The organism is Lacimicrobium alkaliphilum, from assembly GCF_002591895.1.
GTDB classification, from domain to species: domain Bacteria; phylum Pseudomonadota; class Gammaproteobacteria; order Enterobacterales; family Alteromonadaceae; genus Lacimicrobium; species Lacimicrobium alkaliphilum.
Genome location: NZ_NISX01000003.1, coordinates 190,258 through 215,103 on the forward strand (window position 1 = coordinate 190,258; position 24,846 = coordinate 215,103).

The window sequence follows — 24,846 nt, forward strand, 5'->3', positions numbered from 1 at the left end:
CAGATATGAATCTAACCGAACTGGCCTTTACCTACCGCAAAACCCTGTTTGTGCTTCTGGCTTTACTGCTGATTAACGGTGTCTACGCATACTTCACCATGCCGGCTCAGGAAGACCCCAACATTACCATACGTGAAGCTATTGTCAGCACGGCTTATCCGGGTATGGCGCCGGAGCGGGTTGAACAATTGATCACCAAAAAGCTGGAAGAGGAAATTCGCAAAATTCCGGAAGTGAAAAAGCTGACTTCCTCTTCCTCAACCGGACTGTCAATAATCCATGTGAAAATCTATGATCGCTACTTTAATCTGGATGCGATTTGGCAGGATTTACGCAATAAGGTTCTGGAGGCCCAACGTCATTTGCCGGAGGGCACCCGCACACCGGTCGTGAATGACGAGTTTGGCGACGTTTCCGTAATCACCCTGGCTCTGACGTCTGATGGTTTTGATATGGCAGCCATGCATGAGATGGCTAAGCATATCCGTGACAGCCTCTACGGTGTTGAGGGTACAAAAAAAATAGATCTGTTGGGTCAACAGGAGCAGCGTATCTATCTGCAGGCTTCCAATGCGCGGCTTGCCCAACTGGGCATTTCTCCTCAGTCGCTGATCAGTGAATTGCAGAACCAGAATATTATCAGTCCCGGTGGCCAGGTAGATACTGGCACCCGCAGCTTTATTATCGAGCCTTCCGGCAATTTCAACAGTCTCAGCGAAATCGCCGATACCCATATTACGATACCCGGTAGTGGTGAGTTTATCGCCCTCAAAGATGTCGTCGAGATCAAACGGGGATTTGAAGACCCACCAGAAAAACCAGCGTATTTTAATGGCAAGCCCGCCATCTTTTTCGCTATCGCCATGCTCCCCGGCTATAACATTCTCGAATATGCGCCGAGGATGACGGACAAAATCAACCAGATTGAAGCCACGATTCCGGTCGGGTATCAACTGGATATCGCCACCTATCAGGCTGAACAGGTACAAAAGACCGTGGATGGGGTGTCCATCAGCGTATTACAGACACTGGCTATTGTACTGGTAGTGGTTGTGCTGTTTCTCGGTGTGCGTACCGGGCTGATTGTCGGCACCATCATACCCATGGTGATGCTGGCCAGCCTGACGATAATGCAGTTTGTGGACATCAAGCTGGAGAGGATGAGTCTGGCCACACTGATCATCGCGTTGGGGCTTCTGGTAGACAATGGCATTGTGCTGGCGGAGGATTTTAAACGCCGCCTGGAAGGAGGCCAGGAACGCTTTAAAGCCATGTGCCAGAGCGGCAGGGAGCTGGCATTGCCGCTGCTGAGTTCTTCCGCCACTACAGTTTTATTTTTTCTGCCGTTGATGCTGGCGGATCATGTTGCCGGTGAGTATACCCGTTCAATTTCGCTGGTGATCCTGATTACCCTGCTAACCAGTTGGGTGCTGGCCCTGTGCATCACACCAGTACTCTGTTTTTTCTTTATTCGCGTGGATGCAAAACAAGACAGCGACAATCCCAAAAAGCAATGGGCAGTACATGATAAATACGCCTCTTTTCTGACCTGGGCACTGGCGCACAAAGGTCTGTTTATGGGCGCTCTGACATTACTGTTTGTACTGTCAATAATGGCTATAAGCCACTTACCCAAACAGTTTTTTCCCAACTCTGATCGTACTCAGGTACTGATTAATATCGATCTGCCCAGCGGCACCTCCGCGCGGGCCACCAATCGTCAGATGCAGGAAGTATTCACCTGGCTGGATCAGGAAAGGTTCGATGATGTGATTGAATCATACTCCGGCTATGTGGGGTTTAGTGGCCCCAGGTTTGTGTTGTCACTCAACCCGGAAGATCCTGCCGAAAACAAAGGGTTTATCGTACTCAACACCCAACCAGGTCAGGACCTTCAGGCACTGACGCTTAAGTTAAATAATGAGTTGGAGCGGGATTTCCCTAACCTGGTAGCGCGAGTGAAAAAAATGTTCCTCGGCCCTTCTGACTCCAGCACCATAAAAATTCAGGTAAAGGGACCTGACAAAGATGTTATTTATAACAAGGCACAGCAAATTATGGCTTTGTTGCAACAGATCCCCGACACCCTGGATATCCGCAGTGACTGGGAAAACCGCATTGCCAAAGTGGAAGTGCGGGTTGACCAGCATCGCGCGCGCCGCGCCGGGGTCACATCACAAGACATTGCTAATGCACTTCAGGGCTATTTCTCCGGGCTCACCATCACCGAATTTCGTGAACAGGATGAAATCATTCCGATTATGCTTCGGGCTGAAGATGCAGAGCGGTCAAACCTTGACCGCCTGCGCACCCGCAATGTCTATTCCCACAGCACCGGCCGGGCGGTACCATTATTTCAGGTGGCGGAGTTTGCACCGGTAAATCAATACGCCATTATTCACCGCGAAGACATGTTCAGGACCGTCAGTGTTGAGGCTCGCAATATTCACCTGTCTGCTGAAGATCTTCAACGCCGTATCGACGCTGATATCCAGGCCCTCGCTGCCGACCTGCCGGTTAATCATAGTGTTGAATATGACGGTGCCATTACTGAATCTGCCGCCGCTCAACGGGCGCTTAGTGCCAGTATGCCCATGGTGCTGGGATTAATTCTGGTATTGCTGATAGCGCAATTTAATGCCTACCGGCCTGCAATGGTGATTGTGCTCACCATACCTTTGTCATTTATCGGTGCCGTTGTTGGTCTGTTTGTCATGCAGGCACCCTTTGGTTTTATGGTATCTCTGGGGCTGTATAGTCTGGCAGGGATTATTATTAATAATGCCATCGTCCTGATCGACAGGATTAATCTGGAGAAAGGGGACGGCAAATCTGACTACCAGGCGGTGATTGATGCCTGTTTAATGCGGGTCAGGCCTATCACCATGACCACTATCACCACAATAATGGGTCTGATGCCATTGATTGTCAGCAAGGATCCGCTGTTTTACGGCATGGCCAGCGCCATTGCATTCGGCCTGGGCATCGGCACCCTGTTAACCTTAGGCGTAGTGCCGGTTCTGTATACGGCTTTTTACCGCATTCAGCGTAGTTAAGAATATAAGTTCTTATTTAAACCCAACCTTAGGAGAAGGTACAGGGAGAGCTGATGGAGCGGACTGAATAGTTTCCCAGTGAAAACGCACTGGCTGGATTGTCACGCCAGACTTAATCGTTGATTTAGTCTGCTCTGGCGGAAACCTTCTTGTCGAGCGCAACAATCATCTTCTTTAAATCTGCTGCAGTTAGTACCGGTCCGCCGCTTTCAGATGCATTCTTATTGTAATACTGCAACGCCTGGCGTATATGACGTCTGGCAGATTCATCATCAGCCATGGTTTCGCTCAACAAATGCATTCGGGCATGCAAAAGGAAGAATGTCGAAGAATAAAGCTCACCTTCAGAACCAAAAGCCTTGTCCACCAGGCCCATCTTTGCATCCAGTTCATAGGTTTCCAGCAGCTCCTTAAATTCTGCCAGCGCCTGATATTTCTCTGACGGACTAATATCCTGCCGGTAGTAGAGCGCCATTGTCTCTTCACCTGCCAGTACGATCTCCTCTTCAGCACTGTTAAGCTTTTCTATATGAGTTTGCAGATGATTGGTCTTGCCTTGTTCTTCCGTTTTTTCGTTTGCAATATCAGTGCTGAAATTGAGGTCAGGTTTAACTGGTGAGGAAGCTTTAGAGTCATTACCAGCGGTCTTCCATGAATTGGCTGTAATTTCAGTGGAGTGCGATGAAATCTCCTCTGTCTTTTGCGTTTCGCCAATATCACCTTGCCACAACAGTCTGACGGCGAAAACAACGACAACCGCCAATAACAATAAGCCCATCCATAATATTTTCACTGCAATATCCTTATCAGCTGATGTAAATTGCTCAGACAAAAAACTGATCATCCCGCATTGTGTGTGCCTGAACAGAGCAAAGCCTGGCTACCTGGGACTATGATATCGGCTCAGAGCTGAGCCTGGCTTGCGCAGCACTAACTGAAAAAGTTGCAGGTTGCGGCTTCTGAAGCCGCCGGCGCAACATTGAAGGTAATACGTCCACATACGATAAAAGCGTTCGTTATACTGCTTTTTTAATGTCGGCCATGCAGCCCTGAAATTTTCCAGCCAGCTCATCAGCGTGCGGTCATAATCCTGGCCAAAGTTATGTACATCTTCGACAATAAAATAAGGTTCACAGGCCTCACTGATCTGGGTCAGAGAAGGGATAGCGCCATTGGGAAATATATATTTATGAATCCAGGGATCGGTACCTAGCTGAGACTCCATTTTACCAATGGTGTGCAGAACAAATATTCCCTCATCCTCCATCAGGGCTCTGGCTTTTCGAAAATAGGTATCATAATTTTTCTGCCCCACATGCTCAAACATGCCAATAGAAACCAGCTTATCGAACTTCCCCTGCAGGCTGCGATAGTCCTGCAGTCGAATGTCCACCGGCAAACCCTCACAACGATCTCTGGCCAGTTTTTGCTGCTCTTTGGAGATCGTCACACCTGTTACACTGGCCTGATATTCGCGGGCGGCAAACTCGGCAAAGCTACCCCATCCGCAGCCGATATCCAGTACCTTGTCACCAGTCTGGAGTTCCATCTTACGGCACGCTAAATCCAGTTTTGCCCGCTGTGCCTGGTGCAATTCTTCTGCCTGATGCCAATAACCGCAGGAATAACACATAGTGGAGTCAAGCATCGCCTGATACAGATCGTTACCCACATCATAATGTTGCTCGCCCACCTGAAAGGCACGGCTGACAGATTGCAGATTCACCAGCCTGGCCATCATCCAGTGCTTCACCGCCACCCATTTACCGGTGATCTCTTTCTCCAGATGTCGACTCATCAGGCGGGTAAAAAACTCATCCAGTCTGGCACAATCCCACCAGCCATCCATATAGCTTTCACCCGCCCCCAGGGAGCCTTCCTGAAGGACTCTTCGATAAAATCGCGGATCATGAATTTGCGGATCCCAGGGGTTGGGACCATTGACTCTTATACCGGTATTGCTGAGTAGTTGCTGCAGCCATTCCGGTACGTTGTCGGCCTTGCCGGGAGGCACACTGCTGTCACTCCCGAGATTGTTGTCTGTACCTGCTGTCTCTGCCATGACTCCCTCCATTGATGAAGTACTGCATGAAAGTGTGATACTGCTCCGAATCTGATTTTATGCTAAGGGAGCGACAGACAGAAAGCAAATCAGGGCATCAAAGTCAGCGGTTCTTCCTGCAGCGCGGAAAGCTGTTCTTTCAGCGACAGAATCTGTTGTTCCCAATATTTGGCGGTACTGAACCATGGAAAGGCTCGCGGAAATGCGGGATCTTCCCAGCGCCGGCTTAGCCAGGCCATGTAGTGAATCATCCGCATCGCCCTCAGCGGTTCAATTAAAACTAACTGGCGATGATCAAAATCACAGAATTCCTCATACGCACTAATCAGCGTATCCAGCTGCAACAACCTTTGTGGCCGGTCTCCACAAAGCATCATCCACAAATCCTGAACCGGCGGCCCCATTCGGCAATCATCCAGATCCACAAAGGTAGGGCCATCACGCCAGAGTATATTTCCGGGATGACAGTCTCCATGTAAACGAATGGGCTTAAACGTGCCATTGTGAAATTGTTCAGATGTTTGCGTGATCACCTGGTCCATTACGGTAAACAGTGGCAATCTGAGTTCTTCCGGCACCAGGCTCGTGTCTTGCAGCACCTGACGCGGCTGATACAAAAAGGCTTCGACACTGACGTCAGGGCGAAAATCAAAAGGCCGGGTTGCAGCCACTCCATGGATACGGCCAATAAAGCGCCCCATCCATTCAAGCTGATCCAGATTGTCGACTTCAAACTGGCGGCCGCCCACTGAAGGAAACAAAGCAAAGGCATACCCCTGGTACTGATGCAAGGTATTCCCTGCCAGCACCATAGGCGCTACAACCGGAATTTCCTGTTCCTGGAGTTCCAGAGCAAAATCATGCTCTTCCTGTATTTGCTCATTGCTCCAGCGCGCCGGCCGGTAAAATTTCACCACCATACGTCGTTTATGGTCATCGCTGAACTGATAGACCCGGTTTTCATAACTATTGAGGGCGAGCAGGCCTGAGTCCACCAGAATGCCGGTACTCTCGATGGCATCCAGAATCAGATCCGGGGTAAGGTTGGCATAACTGAAATCCGCCATCAGCGATACAGGAACCGGGTTTTAGTGCGAACCTCAATAGATTCCCCCTGATCATCAACGCCTTCAACCACAATAGTAATATCCTGCATTGTGCTTTCCAGATTGTATGGGTCAACGGCAACACTCACTGGTTCTACATAGACTTCACCGCCCTGCACCTGTACCTGGTTATTACCAATCAGACGATGATCCTCCAGACCTTCAACAGAGATATTGTAACGTTGCAGCTGTTGCGACTTGTTGAGTATTTTCAGGGTGTAGACATTTTCAACCAGACCATCATTGGTCTCCCTGTAGAGCTGATTCCGATCGCGGATAATATCTACCTGAAGGGGTACCCGGGTGAGAATTTCAAATACCAGAAAACCGATCATGGCTGCCAGCACCACAGCGTATCCCACCAGCTTTGGCCGCACTATATGGGTGGTTCCACCGCCAAGGCGGGTTTCTGTTGTGTAGCGAATCAGTCCCGAGGGATACCCCATTTTATCCATCACACCATTACAGGCATCTACACAGGCACCACAATTTATGCACTCATATTGCAGGCCATTACGAATATCGATACCAGTGGGGCAAACCTGTACGCACAGATGGCAGTCGATACAATCCCCCAGACCTTTGGCTTTCAGTTCCTCCCTGCCTGTTTTGCGGGATCGGGGCCCTCGTTGCTCCCCCCGTTCGGGGTCATAACTCACCGTAAAGGTATCTTTATCAAACATTACCGATTGGAATCTGGCATAGGGGCAGATATGCGTACACATGATCTCACGCATCCACCCGGCATTGCCATAAGTACAGAATGTAAAAAACCAGACAGAAAATGCTGCCCAGAAGCCAGTTTCAAAGACAAAGAAGTCAATAAATAACTCACCAATGGGAGTAAAGTAGCCAACAAAAGTAAGCGAGGTGAGTAAAGCGATTATCAGCCAGCTTAAATGTTTGAGACCCTTGCGCCAGAACTTGTCGAAATCCAGTGGGCGCTGATCCAATTTCATCCGCTGATGGCGCCCGCCTTCGAATTTTTCTTCCAGCCACACGAACATATAGGTCCAGGTGGTTTGGGGGCACATAAATCCACACCACACGCGCCCGGCAAAGGTGGTCACAAAAAACAGCGCAAAGGCGGCGATAATAAAAATCCAGGCCAGCAAAGTGAGGTCCTGAGGCCACAGAGTCAGAGAGAAAAAGCTGAAACGCTGCTCGGCGATATCCAGCAAGATGGCCTGCTGGCCGTTATACCTGAGCCAGGGAATCAGCGCGAATAAGCCTACAAAAATAAACCCGAAATAGCGACGAAAGGTTTCCAGAGGCCCCTGCACCGCCCGCACATATATCCGCTTTCTGGAGGGATCCTGTTGCTCATGGCGGCCTTGTTCAGGCTGATGGATCTTTACCCGCGTAACATCTTTCACAGGAATTTCATTGTTCATAAAGATCTCTTTGCTATACCCGTCGCAATCACCGTTATTATACAGTGTCGACTACTCTTGGATTTTCACTCATAAAAAACACTGAAGATCATAACCCAGCGTGGATGGCAGTATAACATCAGCCCAATATCATTGCTTTGTTCTGCATCAAAACTCCTGGTATCACCTCAACCTGAACTGGTCAAATATTGACCAGTAAACTTGGTTATCTAATTGTATAAGTAATAGCCATAGGCAGTTCCACAGCTGTGGGGTATAATTCAGTCTGTTTTAAGAGGTAATGAGACAGATGAAACGTACCGTTGTACTGTTACTGGAAATTGCATTGTTGCTAATAATACTGCGCTCTTCTTTTGCCCAGTATTTACTGGTTGATATGCAAAACTCGCTGTCGGGGTGGATATCCCATGTGGCGGAGATGGGTGAGCGTAAAACCCTTTCAGAACTGCAGGAACGTATCAATCCGACTATCGCCAACCTCAATGAATATCAGCGCGACTACATCATGAATATGACTTCCAGTCGCAGTAAGCTTGAGCATTTCGAACGCTATTATTGTATGACGGAAGATAAAAACCCTTTCGTATATGGAAACACCCGTATCTACTTATGCTCAGAAATACGCAAACTGGAATTCTGAACGGTGCGGAAGATTGATTATTCAGACTGCTGCACCCCGTCAATGAAAAACTGACAAATTCTATCGATAAGTACTTTCCCCTGAGCCTTATCAAGCATGGGTTTCCATTGAGCAACCTGATCCCAGTAGGCAGCTTCTTTAATCGCACCATAGAATAAGGTTGCCGCCAGCCCGGGCTCTATGTTCCCCAACACTCCGGCTTCTGAGGCCTGAGAAAACCAGTTGTACAACTGCTTTTCACAATCACTGAATTTCTGATTAAGCAATTTGGCGGCTTTCTCGCAGCGCATGGATTCGATAATAATTATCCGTGATAAGCGCAGATAATCCTCATCACAGATCAGATGAAGGGTTTTTTCCCCGATAGTTCTCAGTTGATCCAATAAGGGCTGGTGTGGGTTAAAGGTGATATTTTTAAGTGGTTCGACACGTTTCAACAGCAAACTGACCACATCATCAAGCAGGTTTTCCTTACAGGGATAATGTTTATACAACGTGCGCTTGGATACCCCTGCCTGGACTGCTATTGACTCCATGGTAGTGGCCATCATACCTTTTTCACCGAACTCGCTTATCGCTGCACAAAGAATGTCTTCATGCTTATTGTCACTGCGCCCCACAACCTCTCCTCAGAGAATACCTGTTCTTAACTCTGAAACTCATCAGTAGCAAGTATACGGTATCGTCTACCCTTGCCAAGAGGCTTTTTTGTCACTTTATCAGAAAGGACTCTCCAGCTTATTCATACCCAAGTAAACCGCCTTAAGCTGGGTGAAATGTTTCAGTGTTTCGATGCCATTTTCCCGGCCAATTCCTGACAGTTTATAACCACCAACCGGCATCTCGGCCGGTGAAGCACCATAACTGTTCACCCAGCAAATTCCGGCCTGTAGCTGATGTACAACACGGTGTGCGCGACGCACATCCCGGGTCATTAAACCGGCTGCAAGACCATAACTGGTGTTATTAGCCCGCTGAATAACTTCCTGCTCATCACTGAAACGCAGCACCGACATCACCGGGCCGAAGATCTCTTGTTTCACTATCGTCATATCATCACTGCAATCGGTAAAAATGGTCGGTTCTACGAAATAACCACCAGGGGCACTATGGGGCTGAATAGCGCTTCCGCCATATGCCAGGGTTGCTCCCTCCTGTTTGCCTTGTTCGATGTAATCTAACACCAGATCACGATGTTTAGCGGAGATAAGCGCGCCAAGGTTGGTATCAGGATGCAACGGGTCACCGGCAATAATATTGTTCTGCGTTCGTTCTAAGAGCTGTTGCATAAAAGCGTCAAACACCGCCTCGTGCACAAAGACCCTGGTGCAGTTGGTGCAGACTTCACCCTGTGAATAGAAATTTCCCAACATGGCCGCAGAAACGGCTTCTTCAATATCAGCATCCTGAAAAACAATTAACGGCGATTTACCGCCAAGCTCCATCGTCACATCCTTGAGCGTATTCGATGCTGCAGCCATCACCTTTTTGCCTGTGCCCACTTCACCGGTAAATGAAACTTTGGCAATGGCTTCATGCTCTGCCAGCCAGGCGCCAACGCGGCCATCACCATGCACAACATTAAACACCCCATCCGGCATGCCTGCCCGGGTAAATACTTGCGCCAGTTGCATAGCCCCCATGGGCGTTTCTTCTGAGGGTTTGAAAATCATACTATTCCCACAGGCCAGTGCAGGAGCCGCTTTCCAGCATGCAATCTGAATGGGATAATTCCAGGCACCAATACCGGCACAAATCCCCAGTGGTTCACGTCGGGTGTAATAAAAGTCGCCACCCAGGTCCTGCTGATTGCCCTCAATACTGGCAGCCAGCCCGGCAAAAAATTCAATCGCATCGGCTCCGGTAACAATGTCTACAGCAATAGTCTCCTGTATCGGTTTTCCGGTATCGATCGATTCCAACCTGGCCAGTTCATCATTCTGTTCACGCAAAAGTGCCACAGCTTTATACAGAATGCGGCTTCGCTCCACAGGCATCATTGCCGACCATTGAGCAAATCCCTTACGGGCACTTTCTATTGCAGCCTGTTGCACCGTTTCATCGGCAACCTGAACCTCATATACCACCTCACCTGTGGCTGGATTTATCACTTCAAAGGTTTCACCAGTGGTGTTATCAACAAACTTGCCATGAATATAATTTCTGTAGCACTGTGTCATTGATTGTTTCCTCATTTTTTCATCAACCTAAAGCATAGCTGCAGGCTGAAGGATTAAAAGCCATTGCTAATGCATAATTAATCCTGTTCAAACCTATCTTTTTTATAGCACTTAATTATAATTGCCGCCGATTATGGTGCTTTTGGTGATAAAACCGAATTCTCTGGGTTATTACACAGCAGAGATGGGTATACAAAAGTTAAACGGGAAGTTCGCAAGACGCTGCCCCCGCAACGGTAAGCAAGAGACTGCAGCATAACGCCACTGTCAGACAATGATGGGAAGGCGCTGCAACACCTTATTTGTTCACTCAGATAAGCCTTGCCAGCCCGGATACCGGCCTGATCAGGTTGCCGAACAAAACGTTTCGGCGTGACAAAATCGCACTCGGGTGGAGTGCTAATCTGGATGTACTATTATGACTTACTCCTATTCCAGGCCCGCTGTGGCCATCGCAATGGTGCTTTTTTCCTGCCATCAGGCACAGGCACAAACACAACAAATCGAAACCATCAGTGTTATTGGCGCGAGACTGCCCGTAGATCAAACTCAGCTCAGCTCCGCCCTGACCAGCATAGATCGTCAACAGATAGAGGCATCAGGAGCCATTAACGTAACCGAACTGTTGCGTGGTCAGGCTGGTATCAGCCTGAGTCGGTCGGGCGCACGAGGCTCAGTCACTCAGGTGAGAATGCGCGGCAGTGAAGCCAATCATGTTCTGGTAATGGTAGATGGTGTAGAGATCAATGATCTCAGTGACGGTGGCGTGGACTTCGCTCACCTGCATCTGGACAACATTGCACGTATTGAAATTCTGCGCGGACCCCAGAGTGCACTTTGGGGAAGCGGTGCTGTAGGGGGAGTGATCAGTATCACAACCTTACAGGCAGATCAGCCGTTATCGGGCCGGGTCAGCCTCGCAGTCGGGGAGGCTGACAGCACCAATCTGGCCGCCGGTGTCAGTGGTAACCATGGCGATTTGAACTATGCACTGAATGCCAGCGACTATGACAGCGACGGGCAAAACGTATCGCGTCAGGGTAGTGAAGAGGATGGCTATAAGAACAGGCAGTTCAGTGGCCGCCTGGGCTGGAAAATCACTCCGGCCTCAAAAGTTAATCTCACCCTTAGACATATCAGTGCCAACAGCGAATACGATGAAACAGACTATGCCGTTACCGGGCTGCCGCAGGACTCTGACCATCATACCGATATAGAACAGTATCAGGGCAAACTTAACTGGCTGTATAATCCTGAAGACAATGAGTGGCAGCAGGATGTAGGCCTGGAGCTCAATCACAATGATAACCTCAACTTTGCCAATGGTACGTACACCAACGCGAATGAAAGTGAGAAGTTGCGGCTCTACTGGCAGGGAAGCTACAAATATCAGGCTAACAGCCATCTGAGCCTGTTGGCCGAGCGAACAGAAGAAGATTTCGAACAACAGGATCCTGCAGGCTTTTCGAATCAGTCACGCAGTAATGATGCTAACAGTATAGGGTTAGACTGGCTGCACCTGTTTAGTGAAGACTGGTCTGTTTCCGCCAGTTATCGCCATGACAATAATAACTTCTTTGATAACGCAGAGAGTTATCAAACCGGCATCAGTTATTCACCGGGCAGCGGTCATAAATTGTATGTCAGTGTCGGTAAAGCAATCAAAAATCCAACTTTCACAGAATTGTTTGGATATTACCCTGGTAGTTTTGTCGGTAATCCTGACCTGCAGGCAGAGCACTCTGTCAGCGTGGAAATCGGCGGCGACATTCAGTTATCGCAACACTGGCTGTTGAGCGCGGCGCTGTACAAATCGCGTCTGGAAGACGAGATCAGCAACAGTGCGGATTTCACCAGTTCCATTAATCTTGAGGATGACAGTGAGCGCCAGGGCGGAGAACTAGAGATAGCGGGTAACTGGAGTCAGTGGCAACTGACCGCGGCATATAGCTACCTGAACTCACAGCAACCCGATTTTACCGGCGAGCTGCAACCGGAATTACGCCGGGCAAAACACTCAGGACACGTTTCTGCAAACTATACCTTTAGTCAGGTTCCCGTCGAGCTATACGTTAAAGCCAGTTATCAGGGCACCCAGCTGGATACCAACTTTCTCACTTTCAGCACAGTAAAACTTCCGGCATACACGCTGGTTGATCTGACCGTAAACTATGATCTGACCAGTAACTGGAAACTGGCTTTACGAGCTGAAAATCTGTTCGATAAAGATCATGAGGATGTGCTTGGTTTTGTGGGTCAGCAGCAACAGTTCTGGTTCTCTGCGGGTTACCGGTTCTAGAATAACCCTTAAAGGATTGGCTAACTGAACCCAAACTGACTATCCGAGCATAACAGCGCAGCAGGATCGGCATTTGCTGAAAATAGTGGTAATCTTGCTGCGGTTTAAACTACAGGATGATATGCGTTATGAAAAAGTTGTTTGGCCTGCTGGCCTTTGCCCTTATTTTTCCCCTGCAAGCCTGCGCGCAGCAGCAACCCTGGCAGGAAGGTACCCATTACGAAGTGATTGCCGATGAAGCAACGGCTAAACCGGAAATAATGGAGTTTTTCTCGTTCTGGTGTCCGGCCTGTAATGCTTTCGAGCCTTTAGTGGCACAGATGAAAAGCAAAACCGACGACAACGTTAAGTTCAACAAAGTGCATGTAAACTTTATGGGCTTTGCTGAGAAGGAAACACAGGACAGCGCCACCCGCGCCATGTTAGTCGGCCGCGCGTTAAAGCAGGAAGACAAGCTGAATAAAGCCATCTTCGATTATATCCATAAGCAGAATGCCAGCATTACGGAAATGCGCGATCTGCGTAATATCTTTCAGCTTCAGGGGGTTGAAGCCGAGAAGTTCGATAAACTCGCAGACAGTTTCGGCGTGAACAACATGATGGGTCGTAACAATAAAAATATTGAAAAGTATCGCCAGCATTTAGGTGGTGTTCCGGCCTTTATCATTAACGGCAAATATAAAGCCAAATTCACCCGCGACATGACCCCGGATCAAATGGTTGATCTGGTAGTCTGGCTGACCGAACAGAAGTAAGTAACGCCCTACAATAATCGAATAAAAAAGCCAGTCGCGGACTGGCTTTTTTTGTATCTGGGGATATCCGTTCAGAGTGCTGTTCAGGACTCAGATAAAATCGTAAGCATCTCCGTAAAGGTTTTCCAGCATCAGTCCCTGCTGATGAAAATCTTCCCGCGCCGCACCGGCCATTTCAAAACGACCGGCAATATATACCTGATAAGGCTCTAAGCTGACAAAGTCCTGCAACACGGCCTGGTGTACCAGGCCCGTCCGCCCCTGCCATCCCTTTTCCGGACTCTCCAGCACCGGAATAAATTTAAATTTAGGGTGCTGCTGAGCCAACGCTTCTAACTCTTCCAGCGCATACATATCTGCTGCGGTACGTGTCCCCCAATACAGGAATAATGGTTCTTTTAAAGCTGATTTGAGCAGTTGCTGGAGAATACTCCAGGTATATGAGAAGCCAGTTCCCCCCGCCATCAGGATAGTCGGGTGAGGCGTGCTTTCACGTACAAATGCGTTACCATGGGGACCATCAAGCACAATACTTTTCTCGGCCTGCATTTTTTCAATCACCTGCATCGCCCAGGGATTATGCTCCGCGGCACCGATATGCAGTTCGATCAAGCCTGATTCGTCCGGGGCATTGGCAATAGAAAAGGGGCGTTTATCACCTTCATCCATCACCACGCGGATATATTGACCGGCTTTGAAATCCGGCGCATTCTCGGGCCTCAACAGGATCCGCTGTACGTTGGCAGTAAGAGGTTCAATGGTCACTACTTTGCATTCAAATTCTGACATCTTCTGTGTTCTTTACCTTAATCCAGCCCCAGTTGGTCCCAGATACTGTCTATCTTTTGTTTGATCTTATCATCCATCACTATAGGGCGCCCCCATTCTCTGTTGGTCTCACCGGGCCACTTATTGGTAGCATCCAGTCCCATTTTTGAACCCAGGCCGGAAACCGGTGAGGCAAAATCCAGATAATCAATCGGCGTATGCTCAATCATGGTGGTATCCCTGGCCGGATCCATGCGGGTAGTAATTGCCCAAATCACGTCCTGCCAGTCACGGGCGTCCACATCATCATCACAGACCACCACAAACTTGGTATACATAAACTGGCGTAAAAACGACCATACCCCCATCATTACCCGTTTGGCATGACCGGGATATTGTTTCTTCATCGTGATCACGGCCATGCGGTAAGAGCAGCCTTCCGGGGGCAGATAGAAATCCACAATCTCCGGAAACTGCTTCTGCAGAATCGGAACAAATACTTCGTTAAGCGCAACGCCCAGAATCGCTGGTTCATCCGGTGGCCGTCCGGTATAGGTGGAATGATAGATAGGATCTTTGCGATGGGTAATATGGGTAACAGTAAACACCGGAAAGTCGTCCACCTCATTGTAGTAACCGGTGTGATCGCCATAAGGCCCTTCCGGAGCAGTCTCCCCCGGGGCGATATAGCCTTCCAGTACAATTTCAGCACTGGCAGGCACTTGCAGGTCATTACTGATGCACTTCACCACTTCGGTTTTGTCACCACGCAATAACCCGGCAAAGGCATATTCAGACAGCGTATCAGGCACTGGCGTAACGGCCCCGAGAATGGTTGCCGGGTCGGCTCCCAATGCTACTGCCACCGGGAAATTCTGCCCCGGGTTCTGCTCACACCATTCGCGAAAATCGAGGGCGCCGCCACGATGACTCAACCAGCGCATAATCAGTTTATCAGGCCCTAATAACTGCTGACGATAAATACCCAGATTCTGACGCTTTTTGTGTGGGCCCCTCGTTACAGTCAGGCCCCAGGTTATCAGCGGAGCGGCATCTTCCGGCCAACAGGTCTGAATAGGAATCTGTGTCAGGTCCACCTCCCCGGCGCTTTTTACCACCTGCTGACAAGGGGCCTTTTTCAGCTCCTTGGCGGGCATGTTCAGCACCTGGCGAAACAACGGCAGTTTTTCCCACAGTTCTTTAAATCCTTTAGGTGGATCCGGCTCCTTCAGATAGGCCAGTAACTTACCGACATCACGCAGGGCTTCTACCGAATCCTGCCCCATGCCCAATGCTACACGCTTTGGTGTGCCGAAGAGATTAACCAGCACCGGCATACTGTGCCCCTTTGGATTCTCAAACAGGATAGCCGGCCCACCAGCCCGCAATGCACGATCGGCAATCTCAGTCATTTCCAGCACCGGATCAATTTCCTGAGTCACACGCTTCAGCTCACCCGCTTGTTCCAGCTTAGTGATAAAATCCCGTAAGTCTTTATACTTCATAAAATTGTTCTATTCCTCGCAGCGCTGTTCAGGCTCATCACTTATGATTGTCACACTTTGTAACTGCAAAGCCATGGGGGTTGTTCCCGCACCGGATTTACCCCCCCTTTATTCCGAAGGCAACCCGGTCAATACCAGCTTGCTGCCAACTCACCAACGGCTGAACTAAACTATTACGTCAGTATTATATCGGAGAAGCCTGTGAGGATCTTAACAGTCTGTATATTGTTCACTCTGCTTTCATATCCGGCCTCAGCCAGATGCACATCTGAGTCCTTCGGCCAATTCGACTTCTGGGTTGGTCATTGGCAGGTCTTCAGTGATGGCAAACTGGCCGGTGTGAATCATATCAGTAAAGACCTTGATAATTGCGTTATCCGCGAGCACTACACAACGCAAAAAGGTTACGAGGGCCGGAGCTTGAATATTTACGATGCCTCCCGCAATCTCTGGCATCAGACCTGGGTCGATAACGGCGGTATGTTATTGCTCCTTGAGGGCCGTTTTGAACAAGGCAGTATGCGCTTAAGCGGTGAGGGAATCACCGACAAGGGCGAAAAAGTCTTGCACCGAATCACCTGGACACCCAATATGGAAGGTAACACTGTCCGTCAACACTGGCAGTACAGTAAGGACATGGGACAGAGCTGGTCTAGTCTGTTCGATGGTCTGTATAAGAAAATCAGTGATTCAGATAATTGACCCCAACACGGGCGATTTACCTGGCTGATGCTGTAACAATAATACGGAGTTAGACATGCCTTTTACCCAGCCCATGCTTGAAGAAGTGAACCTGTTATTGAAATTTCCCCTGTCCAGTCTGCATCAGGGGCTGAAGATTCATCAGGATGCTGAACCTGCAACCATTGCTGCCGCAAAGCGTTTGTATGAAAAAGGCATCATCGATCAGCCAGACGGTGGATACCTTACAGATTTAGGCCATGATCTTATCGAACATGCGCAGGTTTTATCTTCGGCCCTGACAAGAGAGAAATAGCATGAATACAACACCTGAAGATAAGTACACCCTGTTAGCTAAGAGCCCTGAGCAACGATCTTCGTTTCTGCTCCTGACTTTGTCTGAGCAAAAGGCGATCTGGACTCTGGTGGACGACGATGGTGCTATGATACTCACTACAGACGAAGAAGACTGCATCCCTGTCTGGCCAGATGAAGCTTTTGTCAAAGATTGGATTAATGATGAATGGTCACATTGCCGGGCGCACTGTATAAGCCAGGAAGACTGGCAGCAGCGCTGGCTACCGGGCCTCGAAGAAGATGGTATCCAGATAGCCATGTTCCCGGTGCCGGGTGAAGAGGGTCTGATTATCGCCCCATGGGAAATGGCAGAGAAACTAGGCTGATGCCAAGGCATCAGGACACTGTTATTATTGGCAGCACTCTCAGTAATAAGGCCCTTTTATGTTAGACCCCAAAAAAATTGAAGATATTGCCAGGCAGATTGCCGATTCCATTCCGCCCGGCGTAAAAAACATGGCTGAAGGCGCTGAATCCAGAGTTAAACAGGTGTTGCAGTCCCAACTGAGCCGACTGGATTTTGTCAGCCGTGAAGAATTTGATGTGCAGACCCATGTACTGCAGCGAACCAGAGAAAAACTCGAAGCCATGGAAGCACGCCTGGCCGAATTGGAGAAACAAACCAGAGATCAATAGCCGAAGCGTTGTCGGTAAACCTTCGGCGTAACCTGAGTGTGGCTGAGAAATAATCGCCGGAACGAGGCCGGATCATCGTATCCCACTTGCTCAACGATCCGTTCGATTGGCTGATCAGTGGCCTCCAGCAGGTTTTTCGCCCTTTCGATACGCAGCTGTTGCAGATACACCAACGGAGTCTGACCCGTTGCCGCCTTAAACCTGCGTATCAGGGTACGTTTGGTCACAGCAAACTTGTCGCAGAGCTGATCCAGCGACACAGATTCAGTGAAGTGACGGCGCATCCAAAGCTGAACCTCCGTAATAAGGCTGTCTCTGTGGCCTATTACCATCGCCGGATTGATAAAGACTTTTTGTGACAAACGTTGTCTGTCCAGCAGCAGAATCTTAGACAGTCCATTGGCAAACTCTGTGGATACCATCTCTTCAATCAACTTCATCATCATGCTGGAAAATGCCGTCGTGGCGCCCGCTGTAATCACATTGCCAGATTGCACCACCAGTTCATCCATAATGGTTTCCACCCCAGGATAACGACGGGCAAAAACTTCTTTCATCCACCAACTGGTCGTCGCTCGCTTTCCCTCAAGGATCCCCGCCTCAGCCAGACAAAACGTACCCACGCAATGGCTTGCCACCAGACACCCGGATGTTGCTGCCTGCGTGATTACAGCGTTCAACATTATTGCCTGTTGCATATACGTCGATAATGATTCTTTATCATAAGCATAAGGCGCAACTGCCACTACCGCGTCGAACTGCGACAGTTCTGCCAGGCTCTTGCTTGGCACCAACAAGCCATTTGAACACCTGATGTCCCGCCCTCTGGGCGAATATATTTCACTACTAAATAGCGGTTCAGCAGCGGGATGAAGAAAACGCTGATAAGAATTAGCGAAAGAAACAAAGTCCTTAATGCCCATCATCTCTGAGCCCAATGCATTATCGGTAGCCAGTATGGCGATCGTTTTCATTTACAAAATCACTGTCAATATCAGCATCATTTTTATCATTATTGCCACTAATCTCATCCTCCGCAAGAGAGTAGACTAAAAATCCATCAACTAAGAGGTGTGAAAAATGTTTCGTACCAATGGAAAATTCTATCTGATATTGCTGATTCTGGCTGCAGGTTGGGGGCTGACTTTCTGGTTGCAACAGTCCATAGCTCTGGCACCTGCGGTTCAATTTATCGGTGTGCCCGCATTGCTGGTGTTACTTCTGTTATTGGCCGCGTTGGCGCTGGAGGGCGGTGATCACTGATGCTTCTTGCTGTGTTGCTGCCAAAGCTGTCGCACCTGTTCTGCAAATCCGGGCAAGGGCTGCAAAGACTCAATCCAGCCCAGGCTATAGGGTGGTAATTCATCAGGGGCAGCGCCAAAGCCTATTCTGGGAAGTTGTACCGGCAATTGACTGATCACAGAAGCTCTCCCAACAGCAAGGTCAAACTGCTGGCCTAAGAGCAGTGCTACGGCCTGTTGTGATGATGAGGCCTGAGTGACCTCATAACCCCCACCACTATGCAGCACCAGTGCAATTTTCTCGCGTAGCTGGGCATCAGCCTCGATCAATAAAATCCGCATTTGTTATTGTTGGCGCGTCATTTACCACTGGGATCCAGGCTGGCGAAATAGGCAGCCAGGTCAGCAATATCTTCATCACTTAGTTGCTGCGCCATGGGGCCCATAACCATATTCTTTCTTGTACCATCACGGTAAGCTTTCAGGGCAATCGCAAGGTAGGCCTCTTTCTGACCCGCCAGGTTTGGATACATCGGAATAGCAGAAATGCCATTACGACCATGGCAATTTGCACAAGTGGAGGATTTTGTCTTGCCGGCATCAATATCCGCAGCCATACCTGGTGCACTAAGAACTAAAGCAAATACCAGTACTACATATTTCATTTTTCTTCCTTTAAAACTGGATACGGATTAATAAAAGTATCAGCTTCGCAGGGCGTTTGCACAGCAAATTATGCGGATTTGCGCAATTGTTTCCAGGCGATTGTGACCTGATTTCAGTGTTTGGGGTTCCATGGCGGTGCAAAGAATTTATACTGGTCTCTGGATCCATAACAGTGAAGTAATACTTTGAAGCGAATAGGCTTTCTGATTTGGCTGCTAAGCATTATGCTGATTCAGTTTCCTGTCAGATCACTGGAGACTGCGTCTCTGGATAACCAGTTTGAGTATCTGAATATTAAGGAGCAGGCACAGTTTCTGCGGACTCCCAGGTATGCGTTGCTGTCAGAAGTTCAGCACAGAAGCGGCTGGAAAGAAGGATTCAGTATAGAGCCACTGGCCACAGACCAAAGCCTGTGGGGACGATTCCAGGTCCGCAATGACAGCGGCTCTCAGGAACGTTTTGATCTGATTATCGCCAATCCCGGTCTGGATGAGGTGGATATTCATATACTCGACGACAGGGAGCGAATTCTCAAAGCCCTGATGATGGGAGCAAAGCGTCCGCTTTCGTCGAGAGAGGTCAATCACCGACATTTCGTCAGTCGCCTGGATATGTCACCGGGTGAACAACTGAACATTTATTTCCGCATAGCCGATAGCGGGCCGATGGTCTTTTCAGCAGAATTGTGGCATGACGAAGCGCTAATCAAAACCGAACAGGCCAACATGGCATTGATCGGGATGATCGGAGGCGCTTTAGCGATATTATTTTTCTACTACCTGATCACCTACGTATTGCTGAGAAGTCCGGTGCGATTCTGGTTTGCCATGGCCAGCCTCAGCTTTATGCTGTTGTTTCTGAATATCGAAGGGATCCTGGCGCAGTTAATACCTGGGCTGTCCAAGTATATCTCTGTTATTAGTTCGGCTCTGGCGGCGCTGGTTCTGTTCAACGCTGCCAAGGTGTCTCATCTGATGCTAAGAGGCGTACCCATATATTGGCGATATGCGTCTTATGTTCTGTCATACCTGCTATTTTTCTCTGCTCTGGTTCTGAATGACTACTGGAAGCTGATTGTTGCTATTGGCCTTGCTGGTGCAACCGTAGGCCTGCAATTTGCCCTGGCCTGGCGCTTCAGTAATCGTCGCGATGGCAGACCTAATCGCATCTATGCCATTGGCTGGTCCTGTATCTCACTGGTGGCTCTGGTTCAGGCCGGACTGTATCTCAGTGGCGTGATCCTGGATGCGGATCTGAGCCTGTATATGATGTTGCTGATTCTGTTTGGTGTCCTGTTAATTGCGCTGGCACTTGAAGCCCATGAACAGGCCAAGACCCGGCACCGCGAGCAACGGCAAAGTAACACCATCAATGATTTACGCCGCTTCTATGATCTGTTTCGTAATTCTGCAGAGGGGCTCTATACCTCGACGATGGAGGGTAGATTGATCACTACAAATCCCGCCATGTGCAGTTTGTTTGGTTATGACGATGAAAAACAGATGCTGCGGGAATGCCGGACAACCGCACAGCTTTACGCCAGCCAGCAGGACAGACTTAGCCTGGTGGATGATTTACGCGAAAAAGGTGTGGTGATGGGTAAAGAGATTCGTGGCGTTCGCCGCGATGGGACAGAATTCTGGTTTTCCATTTCTGTGCAATTACGCCGTGAGCACAACGAGGATTATCTGTTTGGTACTATCTTTGATATTACTGAACGCAAAGAGTCTAATCTCAGTCTCGAATATATGGCGACCCATGATCCCCTGACCGGCGTCCACAACAGGAGAGAGTTTGAGCGCAGTCTGAAGTCCGCACTCGAGCAAGCCAGCCAGAAAGGCGAAGAACTTACGTTACTGTATATGGACCTGGATCAGTTCAAAGTGGTTAACGATACCTGTGGCCACAAGGCTGGCGATGTATTAATCAAACAACTGTCAAAACAGCTTAATGATGTCGTTGAGGGCAGAGGTTTACTGGCTCGCCTTGGCGGAGACGAATTCGGTATATTGCTACAGGGAGAGCAGGCGAGCGATGACAATGCTTACCTGCTGGCGAATAAACTGCTGAATGTATTACAACAATTCAGGTTTGTATGGGAAAACCGCATCTTTACTCTGGGTATCAGTATTGGTCTGGTGCCATATGATGAGCATATCCATAGTTCAGAACAACTATTGAGTATGGCCGATTCTGCCTGCTATATGGCGAAAGAAGAGGGCCGTAATCAGATTCATGCTTATTCCAAGAAAGATGAGCGGATCCAACGCTACGAAACTGAATTACATTGGGTTTCATTGATCAACCAGGCTCTGCAACATGACAGTTTTGAGCTGTATTACCAACATTATCATCCCCTGCATAAGCTCTCGGAAGGTTATCACTATGAGATTCTGCTGCGGATGCGGGGCAATGATGGTGAAATCACCTCTCCCGGTACCTTTCTGCCGGCTGCTGAACGTTACAATCTGACGGCTCAGATAGATAAATGGGTGATTGAACATTACTTTATCTGGCTGGCTGAAAATCCTCAGCACACAGCACACCTGGTGAAGGCCAATATTAACCTCAGTGGCCACTCCCTGGGTGATAAGGATCTGCGGCTATTTGTGCTGAATGCCTTTGAAAAGTACGCCATTCCCTACAATAAAATCTGCTTTGAGATTACCGAGAGTGTGGCCATTATAAAAATGGACGAAACCCTGCAATTTATTAAAACCTTCCATCAACTGGGCTGCCAGTTCGCTCTGGACGACTTTGGCAGTGGTTTTTCCTCTTATGGCTATCTCAAGAGTCTGCCTGTGGATTTTGTTAAAATCGACGGTAGCTTCGTCAAAGATCTGTTGGTGGACCCGGTGGATATGGCCATGGTTCGTTCGATCAAAGAAGTGGCCAAAGCCATGGGCATGCAGACGGTGGCTGAGTTTGTTGAGAGTAAGGAAATCATGGTTGAACTGGGTAAAATCGGTGTCGACTATGCTCAGGGCTATGGGGTAGCAAAACCCGCAAACATAAAACAATTCTCACCGCTGGTGCTATCCGAGGAAAAAACAGATTAAACCGATCACATATTCAGGTTTTTCTTTATGTTGTGGTGACAGTATAGTTGGCGTCTAATATCCAAAGCGTTCAGCGCACCTTGGTGTATAATAGCCGCTATTAGCAGTAACCAAAGATAATTGACTTCCGGACACCAATGAAACGCCAAGATCCACTTTTCGACTACATCAGTTCTGCCCGCCTGCCAACCCGGTGGGGCCAGTTCACTATCCATGGTTTTGTGGAAAAAAACACAGGCCAGGAACATGTAGCTCTGTCCTATGGGCAATGGCAACCTGATGACACCGTACCAATTCGTATCCACTCAGAGTGTCTGACCGGCGATGCACTATTCAGTACCCGCTGCGATTGTGGTGCGCAACTTGAAAAGGCACTGCAGAATATCGTTGAACAGGGCAAAGGTGTACTGTTGTATTTACGTCAGGAAGGCAGAGGAATAGGCCTGCTCAATAAGATTCGCGCATACCAACTGCAGGATAAAGGCATGGATACCGTTGAAGCCAATGAACATCTGGGTTTTGACGCGGATCTCCGTGACTACAGCATCTGTGGCTATATGCTTGATTGCCTGAAAGTCAGCAAGGTCAATCTGATGACGAATAACCCCCGTAAAATTCAGGCTCTGAGAGATCTGGGAGTTGAAGTTGTTGCCCGCACACCGATAGACCACGGCATCACCGATGACAACAGGATATACATCCGTACCAAGACACAAAAATTAGGTCACGAATTTGACCCTCATCTGTTAAAATAACTGTAACAAAATGTAAACGCGATAATGATGCAGGGACGCTCAGCATAATCCGGAGGTCTGGAATCCATGCTAAGCACATCATCAGTTTCTACCTCACTGCTGACAAAACAACAGCTTCTTTGTGTGATTACCGCGCAAACCGAAATTATCGGCAACCGCTTTGCCCCCACCCGCGTAATGGAACGTATGGCTGAACTGGCCGCAGACCTGACCTTTGCCAGCGGTGCGGTAGTTGAGGTTATTGAAGAAGATGAAATGGTTTACGCCGCAGCCACTGGTATGGCCCGGGATAAAGTCGGAATGCGCCTGAAAGCCAGTACCAGCCTTTCGGGTTTATGTGTACAGAAAAATCAGGTACTGAACTGCACCGATGCCAGGAATGACAACAGGGTAGATTCTGTAGCCTGCGAAAAAGTGGGGCTGCGCTCTATGCTGGTAGTGCCATTGCACGCAGACGGGCATTTACTCGGCGTACTTAAGGTCTTTTCTTCAAAAACCGATGCGTTCGATGATGTGGATGTCCAGATACTGCAGTTGGCTGCCACTATTATTGGCGCCGCCGTGGCTTCCAGCGGCACCGTTTAGCGACTATCTTAACTATCCTTACTGGTCCGCATAATAGGACAGGCAGGCTTCCACTTCGTCCGCAGAGCCCAGAATGACTGGCACTCTTTGGTGAATATCATCAGGCATCACTTCAAGAATACGCATTCTTCCTGTAGAAGCCGCACCTCCAGCCTGCTCCATCAGGAATGCCATAGGATTAGCCTCGTACATCAGACGGAGTTTGCCGGGCTTTTCCGGCTCACGGTTATCCCAGGGGTAAGCAAAAATTCCACCCCGGCATAAGACCCGGTGAATATCTCCCACCATGGCCGCCACCCAACGCATATTGTAGTTCTTGTTCCTTGGACCTTGATCACCGGCGAGCAAATCTGCCATATATTGCTGCATACAAGGCTCCCAATGACGCTGATTGGAGGTATTAATTGCAAATTCCTGGGTTTCTCTGGGCACTTCAACCCGCTCTCTGGTGAGCAGGAATCCGCCATGGGTCTTATCCAGAGTATACAGGTGGGTGCCCCGGCCCGTTGTCATGGCCAACATAGTAGAAGGACCGTATAAAACATAACCTGCGGCAACCTGCTGAGTACCGGGCTGCAGGAATGCGGAAGGATCATCAGGCTCCATCCATTGTGGCGCATGCATTACCGAGAAAATAGTGCCGATCAGGCTGTTAATATCCGTATTCGAAGACCCGTCCAGTGGATCAAAGCTGATCAGGTATTTACCATCATTGGTGCACCCGATAACTTTATCCTCTTCTTCAGAAGAAACGGCTTTAACATAGCCGGACTCACTGAGAATATCCTTGAGGATCTGATTGGAAATCACATCCAGCTTCTTCTGTCGCTCACCCTGCACATTATCGCTCAGAGTAGAACCCAGCACACCGGCCAGAGCGCCCTGACTCACCCTGAAGGATATCTCCTTACAGGCAGCCAATAATGTACGGATCAGAAGGATTAGTTCGAGAGGACAATCGTCCTCCTGCAATTGTGTGTTAAGTCGTTTCATAGGCCAAACCTTTACTTGTATAAGTTGAGTATGCAGGAACAGGGTTATATTTTTTTCGGCGATTGTAACTCAGATCAGTTAGTCTGTCGCTGTTAGCCTGATTCTGAT

General features: G+C 48.9%; 25 protein-coding genes and 1 riboswitch. Of the genes, 13 read left to right on the plus strand and 12 right to left on the minus strand.

The window, feature by feature from the left end; all coding sequences use genetic code 11:
• Window positions 1-5: 5 nt before the first annotated feature.
• Complete coding sequence (locus CDA54_RS04310) at window positions 6-3,056, plus strand: efflux RND transporter permease subunit (protein WP_099033779.1); 3,051 nt, start codon at window positions 6-8, stop codon at window positions 3,054-3,056.
• A gap of 124 nt (window positions 3,057-3,180) precedes the next feature.
• On the opposite strand, the gene CDA54_RS04315 is transcribed toward CDA54_RS04310, so the two are convergent.
• From CDA54_RS04315 to ccoG, 4 genes are all read right to left on the minus strand, one after another.
• Window positions 3,181-3,888, minus strand: a complete 708-nt coding sequence (locus tag CDA54_RS04315) for a hypothetical protein (RefSeq protein ID WP_143452257.1) — start codon at window positions 3,886-3,888, stop codon at window positions 3,181-3,183.
• A 48-nt stretch (window positions 3,889-3,936) separates the two neighbouring features.
• Complete coding sequence (gene cfa, locus CDA54_RS04320; RefSeq protein WP_099033781.1) at window positions 3,937-5,118, minus strand: cyclopropane fatty acyl phospholipid synthase; 1,182 nt, start codon at window positions 5,116-5,118, stop codon at window positions 3,937-3,939.
• An 89-nt stretch (window positions 5,119-5,207) separates the two neighbouring features.
• Complete coding sequence (locus CDA54_RS04325; RefSeq protein ID WP_099033782.1) at window positions 5,208-6,185, minus strand: serine/threonine protein kinase; 978 nt, start codon at window positions 6,183-6,185, stop codon at window positions 5,208-5,210.
• On the minus strand, window positions 6,185-7,618 hold the full coding sequence (ccoG, locus tag CDA54_RS04330; protein WP_099033783.1) for a cytochrome c oxidase accessory protein CcoG: 1,434 nt from the start codon (window positions 7,616-7,618) through the stop codon (window positions 6,185-6,187). The genes CDA54_RS04325 and ccoG overlap by 1 nt, the downstream gene beginning before the upstream one ends.
• A 289-nt stretch (window positions 7,619-7,907) precedes the next feature.
• Here ccoG and CDA54_RS04335 point away from each other — a divergent pair, with 289 nt between their 5' ends.
• On the plus strand, window positions 7,908-8,258 hold the full coding sequence (locus CDA54_RS04335) for a hypothetical protein (RefSeq protein ID WP_099033784.1): 351 nt from the start codon (window positions 7,908-7,910) through the stop codon (window positions 8,256-8,258).
• A gap of 17 nt (window positions 8,259-8,275) precedes the next feature.
• On the opposite strand, the gene CDA54_RS04340 is transcribed toward CDA54_RS04335, so the two are convergent.
• Together CDA54_RS04340 and betB are read right to left on the minus strand one after the other, a co-directional pair.
• Window positions 8,276-8,878: a TetR/AcrR family transcriptional regulator gene (locus CDA54_RS04340; RefSeq protein ID WP_099033785.1), complete on the minus strand. Its 603-nt coding sequence runs from the start codon at window positions 8,876-8,878 to the stop codon at window positions 8,276-8,278.
• Between the two features lie 99 nt (window positions 8,879-8,977).
• Complete coding sequence (gene betB / locus CDA54_RS04345; protein ID WP_099033786.1) at window positions 8,978-10,438, minus strand: betaine-aldehyde dehydrogenase; 1,461 nt, start codon at window positions 10,436-10,438, stop codon at window positions 8,978-8,980.
• A 169-nt stretch (window positions 10,439-10,607) separates the two neighbouring features.
• Window positions 10,608-10,797: riboswitch (cobalamin riboswitch) on the plus strand.
• Between the two features lie 59 nt (window positions 10,798-10,856).
• Here betB and CDA54_RS04350 point away from each other — a divergent pair.
• Both CDA54_RS04350 and CDA54_RS04355 read left to right on the plus strand, forming a co-directional pair.
• Window positions 10,857-12,737, plus strand: a complete 1,881-nt coding sequence (locus tag CDA54_RS04350; protein ID WP_099033787.1) for a TonB-dependent receptor plug domain-containing protein — start codon at window positions 10,857-10,859, stop codon at window positions 12,735-12,737.
• A gap of 128 nt (window positions 12,738-12,865) precedes the next feature.
• On the plus strand, window positions 12,866-13,492 hold the full coding sequence (locus tag CDA54_RS04355; protein WP_099033788.1) for a thiol:disulfide interchange protein DsbA/DsbL: 627 nt from the start codon (window positions 12,866-12,868) through the stop codon (window positions 13,490-13,492).
• 90 nt (window positions 13,493-13,582) lie between these two features.
• Here CDA54_RS04355 and fre read toward each other — a convergent pair whose 3' ends face one another.
• On the minus strand, window positions 13,583-14,281 hold the full coding sequence (fre, locus tag CDA54_RS04360) for an NAD(P)H-flavin reductase (protein ID WP_099033789.1): 699 nt from the start codon (window positions 14,279-14,281) through the stop codon (window positions 13,583-13,585).
• Window positions 14,282-14,298: 17 nt separating this feature from the next.
• Window positions 14,299-15,765 (minus strand): 4-hydroxy-3-polyprenylbenzoate decarboxylase, encoded by a 1,467-nt coding sequence (gene ubiD / locus CDA54_RS04365; RefSeq protein WP_099033790.1) that lies wholly within the window; start codon window positions 15,763-15,765, stop codon window positions 14,299-14,301.
• 43 nt (window positions 15,766-15,808) lie between these two features.
• Between ubiD and CDA54_RS19920 the strand changes: the two genes are divergently transcribed.
• From CDA54_RS19920 to ubiK, 5 genes are read left to right on the plus strand one after another with little or no spacing between them, the layout of a single operon-like run.
• A complete protein-coding gene (locus tag CDA54_RS19920; protein ID WP_268235312.1) occupies window positions 15,809-15,934 on the plus strand; it encodes a hypothetical protein in 126 nt (41 codons plus the stop codon).
• Between the two features lie 32 nt (window positions 15,935-15,966).
• Window positions 15,967-16,467, plus strand: a complete 501-nt coding sequence (locus CDA54_RS04370; RefSeq protein WP_099033791.1) for a hypothetical protein — start codon at window positions 15,967-15,969, stop codon at window positions 16,465-16,467.
• Window positions 16,468-16,522: 55 nt separating this feature from the next.
• Window positions 16,523-16,762, plus strand: a complete 240-nt coding sequence (locus CDA54_RS04375; protein WP_099033792.1) for a TIGR02647 family protein — start codon at window positions 16,523-16,525, stop codon at window positions 16,760-16,762.
• Window position 16,763: 1 nt separating this feature from the next.
• Window positions 16,764-17,129 carry a DUF2750 domain-containing protein gene (locus CDA54_RS04380; RefSeq protein ID WP_099033793.1) on the plus strand — a complete coding sequence of 122 codons (366 nt, stop codon included), beginning with the start codon at window positions 16,764-16,766 and terminating at the stop codon, window positions 17,127-17,129.
• Window positions 17,130-17,187: 58 nt separating this feature from the next.
• Entirely contained in the window at window positions 17,188-17,439 is a 252-nt protein-coding gene (gene ubiK, locus CDA54_RS04385) for a ubiquinone biosynthesis accessory factor UbiK (RefSeq protein ID WP_099033794.1), read from the plus strand.
• Here the strand turns inward: ubiK and CDA54_RS04390 are convergent.
• Complete coding sequence (locus CDA54_RS04390) at window positions 17,433-18,413, minus strand: GlxA family transcriptional regulator (protein WP_099033795.1); 981 nt, start codon at window positions 18,411-18,413, stop codon at window positions 17,433-17,435. The two genes, ubiK and CDA54_RS04390, sit on opposite strands and share 7 nt — an antisense overlap.
• A gap of 106 nt (window positions 18,414-18,519) precedes the next feature.
• Between CDA54_RS04390 and CDA54_RS04395 the strand changes: the two genes are divergently transcribed.
• Window positions 18,520-18,702 (plus strand): hypothetical protein, encoded by a 183-nt coding sequence (locus CDA54_RS04395; protein ID WP_099033796.1) that lies wholly within the window; start codon window positions 18,520-18,522, stop codon window positions 18,700-18,702.
• Here the strand turns inward: CDA54_RS04395 and CDA54_RS04400 are convergent.
• The gene (locus tag CDA54_RS04400) at window positions 18,696-19,022 is read right to left on the minus strand and encodes a response regulator transcription factor (protein WP_099033797.1); all 327 of its coding nucleotides are present in this window, start codon (window positions 19,020-19,022) and stop codon (window positions 18,696-18,698) included. The genes CDA54_RS04395 and CDA54_RS04400 overlap by 7 nt on opposite strands.
• Window positions 19,023-19,039: 17 nt before the next feature.
• A complete protein-coding gene (locus CDA54_RS04405) occupies window positions 19,040-19,345 on the minus strand; it encodes a c-type cytochrome (protein ID WP_099033798.1) in 306 nt (101 codons plus the stop codon).
• A 225-nt stretch (window positions 19,346-19,570) separates the two neighbouring features.
• On the opposite strand from CDA54_RS04405, the gene CDA54_RS04410 reads away from it, so the two are divergent.
• The 3 genes from CDA54_RS04410 to CDA54_RS04420 all read left to right on the plus strand — a co-directional run bounded on the left by CDA54_RS04410 (window position 19,571) and on the right by CDA54_RS04420 (window position 23,745).
• Window positions 19,571-22,405: an EAL domain-containing protein gene (locus tag CDA54_RS04410; RefSeq protein ID WP_099033799.1), complete on the plus strand. Its 2,835-nt coding sequence runs from the start codon at window positions 19,571-19,573 to the stop codon at window positions 22,403-22,405.
• A 137-nt stretch (window positions 22,406-22,542) separates the two neighbouring features.
• Window positions 22,543-23,160 carry a GTP cyclohydrolase II gene (ribA, locus tag CDA54_RS04415; RefSeq protein WP_099033800.1) on the plus strand — a complete coding sequence of 206 codons (618 nt, stop codon included), beginning with the start codon at window positions 22,543-22,545 and terminating at the stop codon, window positions 23,158-23,160.
• A gap of 66 nt (window positions 23,161-23,226) precedes the next feature.
• Window positions 23,227-23,745, plus strand: a complete 519-nt coding sequence (locus tag CDA54_RS04420) for a GAF domain-containing protein (RefSeq protein WP_099033801.1) — start codon at window positions 23,227-23,229, stop codon at window positions 23,743-23,745.
• 18 nt (window positions 23,746-23,763) lie between these two features.
• On the opposite strand, the gene CDA54_RS04425 is transcribed toward CDA54_RS04420, so the two are convergent.
• Window positions 23,764-24,738 (minus strand): class 1 fructose-bisphosphatase, encoded by a 975-nt coding sequence (locus CDA54_RS04425; protein ID WP_099033802.1) that lies wholly within the window; start codon window positions 24,736-24,738, stop codon window positions 23,764-23,766.
• Between the last annotated feature and the right edge of the window lie 108 nt (window positions 24,739-24,846).

What these genes read in the sequence shown, in the direction of transcription:
- CDA54_RS04350 (WP_099033787.1), top strand. Translation starts at nt 10,857, where the DNA reads ATGACTTACTCCTATTCCAGGCCCGCTGTGGCCATCGCAATGGTGCTT.
- CDA54_RS19920 (WP_268235312.1), top strand. Translation starts at nt 15,809, where the DNA reads ATGATTGTCACACTTTGTAACTGCAAAGCCATGGGGGTTGTTCCCGCA.
- CDA54_RS04355 (WP_099033788.1), top strand. Translation starts at nt 12,866, where the DNA reads ATGAAAAAGTTGTTTGGCCTGCTGGCCTTTGCCCTTATTTTTCCCCTG.
- ubiD (WP_099033790.1), bottom strand. Translation starts at nt 15,765, where the DNA reads ATGAAGTATAAAGACTTACGGGATTTTATCACTAAGCTGGAACAAGCG.
- CDA54_RS04400 (WP_099033797.1), bottom strand. Translation starts at nt 19,022, where the DNA reads ATGCGGATTTTATTGATCGAGGCTGATGCCCAGCTACGCGAGAAAATT.
- ribA (WP_099033800.1), top strand. Translation starts at nt 22,543, where the DNA reads ATGAAACGCCAAGATCCACTTTTCGACTACATCAGTTCTGCCCGCCTG.
- fre (WP_099033789.1), bottom strand. Translation starts at nt 14,281, where the DNA reads ATGTCAGAATTTGAATGCAAAGTAGTGACCATTGAACCTCTTACTGCC.
- CDA54_RS04395 (WP_099033796.1), top strand. Translation starts at nt 18,520, where the DNA reads ATGTTTCGTACCAATGGAAAATTCTATCTGATATTGCTGATTCTGGCT.
- ubiK (WP_099033794.1), top strand. Translation starts at nt 17,188, where the DNA reads ATGTTAGACCCCAAAAAAATTGAAGATATTGCCAGGCAGATTGCCGAT.
- cfa (WP_099033781.1), bottom strand. Translation starts at nt 5,118, where the DNA reads ATGGCAGAGACAGCAGGTACAGACAACAATCTCGGGAGTGACAGCAGT.
- CDA54_RS04310 (WP_099033779.1), top strand. Translation starts at nt 6, where the DNA reads ATGAATCTAACCGAACTGGCCTTTACCTACCGCAAAACCCTGTTTGTG.
- CDA54_RS04325 (WP_099033782.1), bottom strand. Translation starts at nt 6,185, where the DNA reads ATGGCGGATTTCAGTTATGCCAACCTTACCCCGGATCTGATTCTGGAT.
- CDA54_RS04420 (WP_099033801.1), top strand. Translation starts at nt 23,227, where the DNA reads ATGCTAAGCACATCATCAGTTTCTACCTCACTGCTGACAAAACAACAG.
- CDA54_RS04425 (WP_099033802.1), bottom strand. Translation starts at nt 24,738, where the DNA reads ATGAAACGACTTAACACACAATTGCAGGAGGACGATTGTCCTCTCGAA.
- CDA54_RS04335 (WP_099033784.1), top strand. Translation starts at nt 7,908, where the DNA reads ATGAAACGTACCGTTGTACTGTTACTGGAAATTGCATTGTTGCTAATA.
- CDA54_RS04410 (WP_099033799.1), top strand. Translation starts at nt 19,571, where the DNA reads ATGCTGATTCAGTTTCCTGTCAGATCACTGGAGACTGCGTCTCTGGAT.
- CDA54_RS04380 (WP_099033793.1), top strand. Translation starts at nt 16,764, where the DNA reads ATGAATACAACACCTGAAGATAAGTACACCCTGTTAGCTAAGAGCCCT.
- CDA54_RS04405 (WP_099033798.1), bottom strand. Translation starts at nt 19,345, where the DNA reads ATGAAATATGTAGTACTGGTATTTGCTTTAGTTCTTAGTGCACCAGGT.
- CDA54_RS04390 (WP_099033795.1), bottom strand. Translation starts at nt 18,413, where the DNA reads ATGAAAACGATCGCCATACTGGCTACCGATAATGCATTGGGCTCAGAG.
- betB (WP_099033786.1), bottom strand. Translation starts at nt 10,438, where the DNA reads ATGACACAGTGCTACAGAAATTATATTCATGGCAAGTTTGTTGATAAC.
- ccoG (WP_099033783.1), bottom strand. Translation starts at nt 7,618, where the DNA reads ATGAACAATGAAATTCCTGTGAAAGATGTTACGCGGGTAAAGATCCAT.
- CDA54_RS04375 (WP_099033792.1), top strand. Translation starts at nt 16,523, where the DNA reads ATGCCTTTTACCCAGCCCATGCTTGAAGAAGTGAACCTGTTATTGAAA.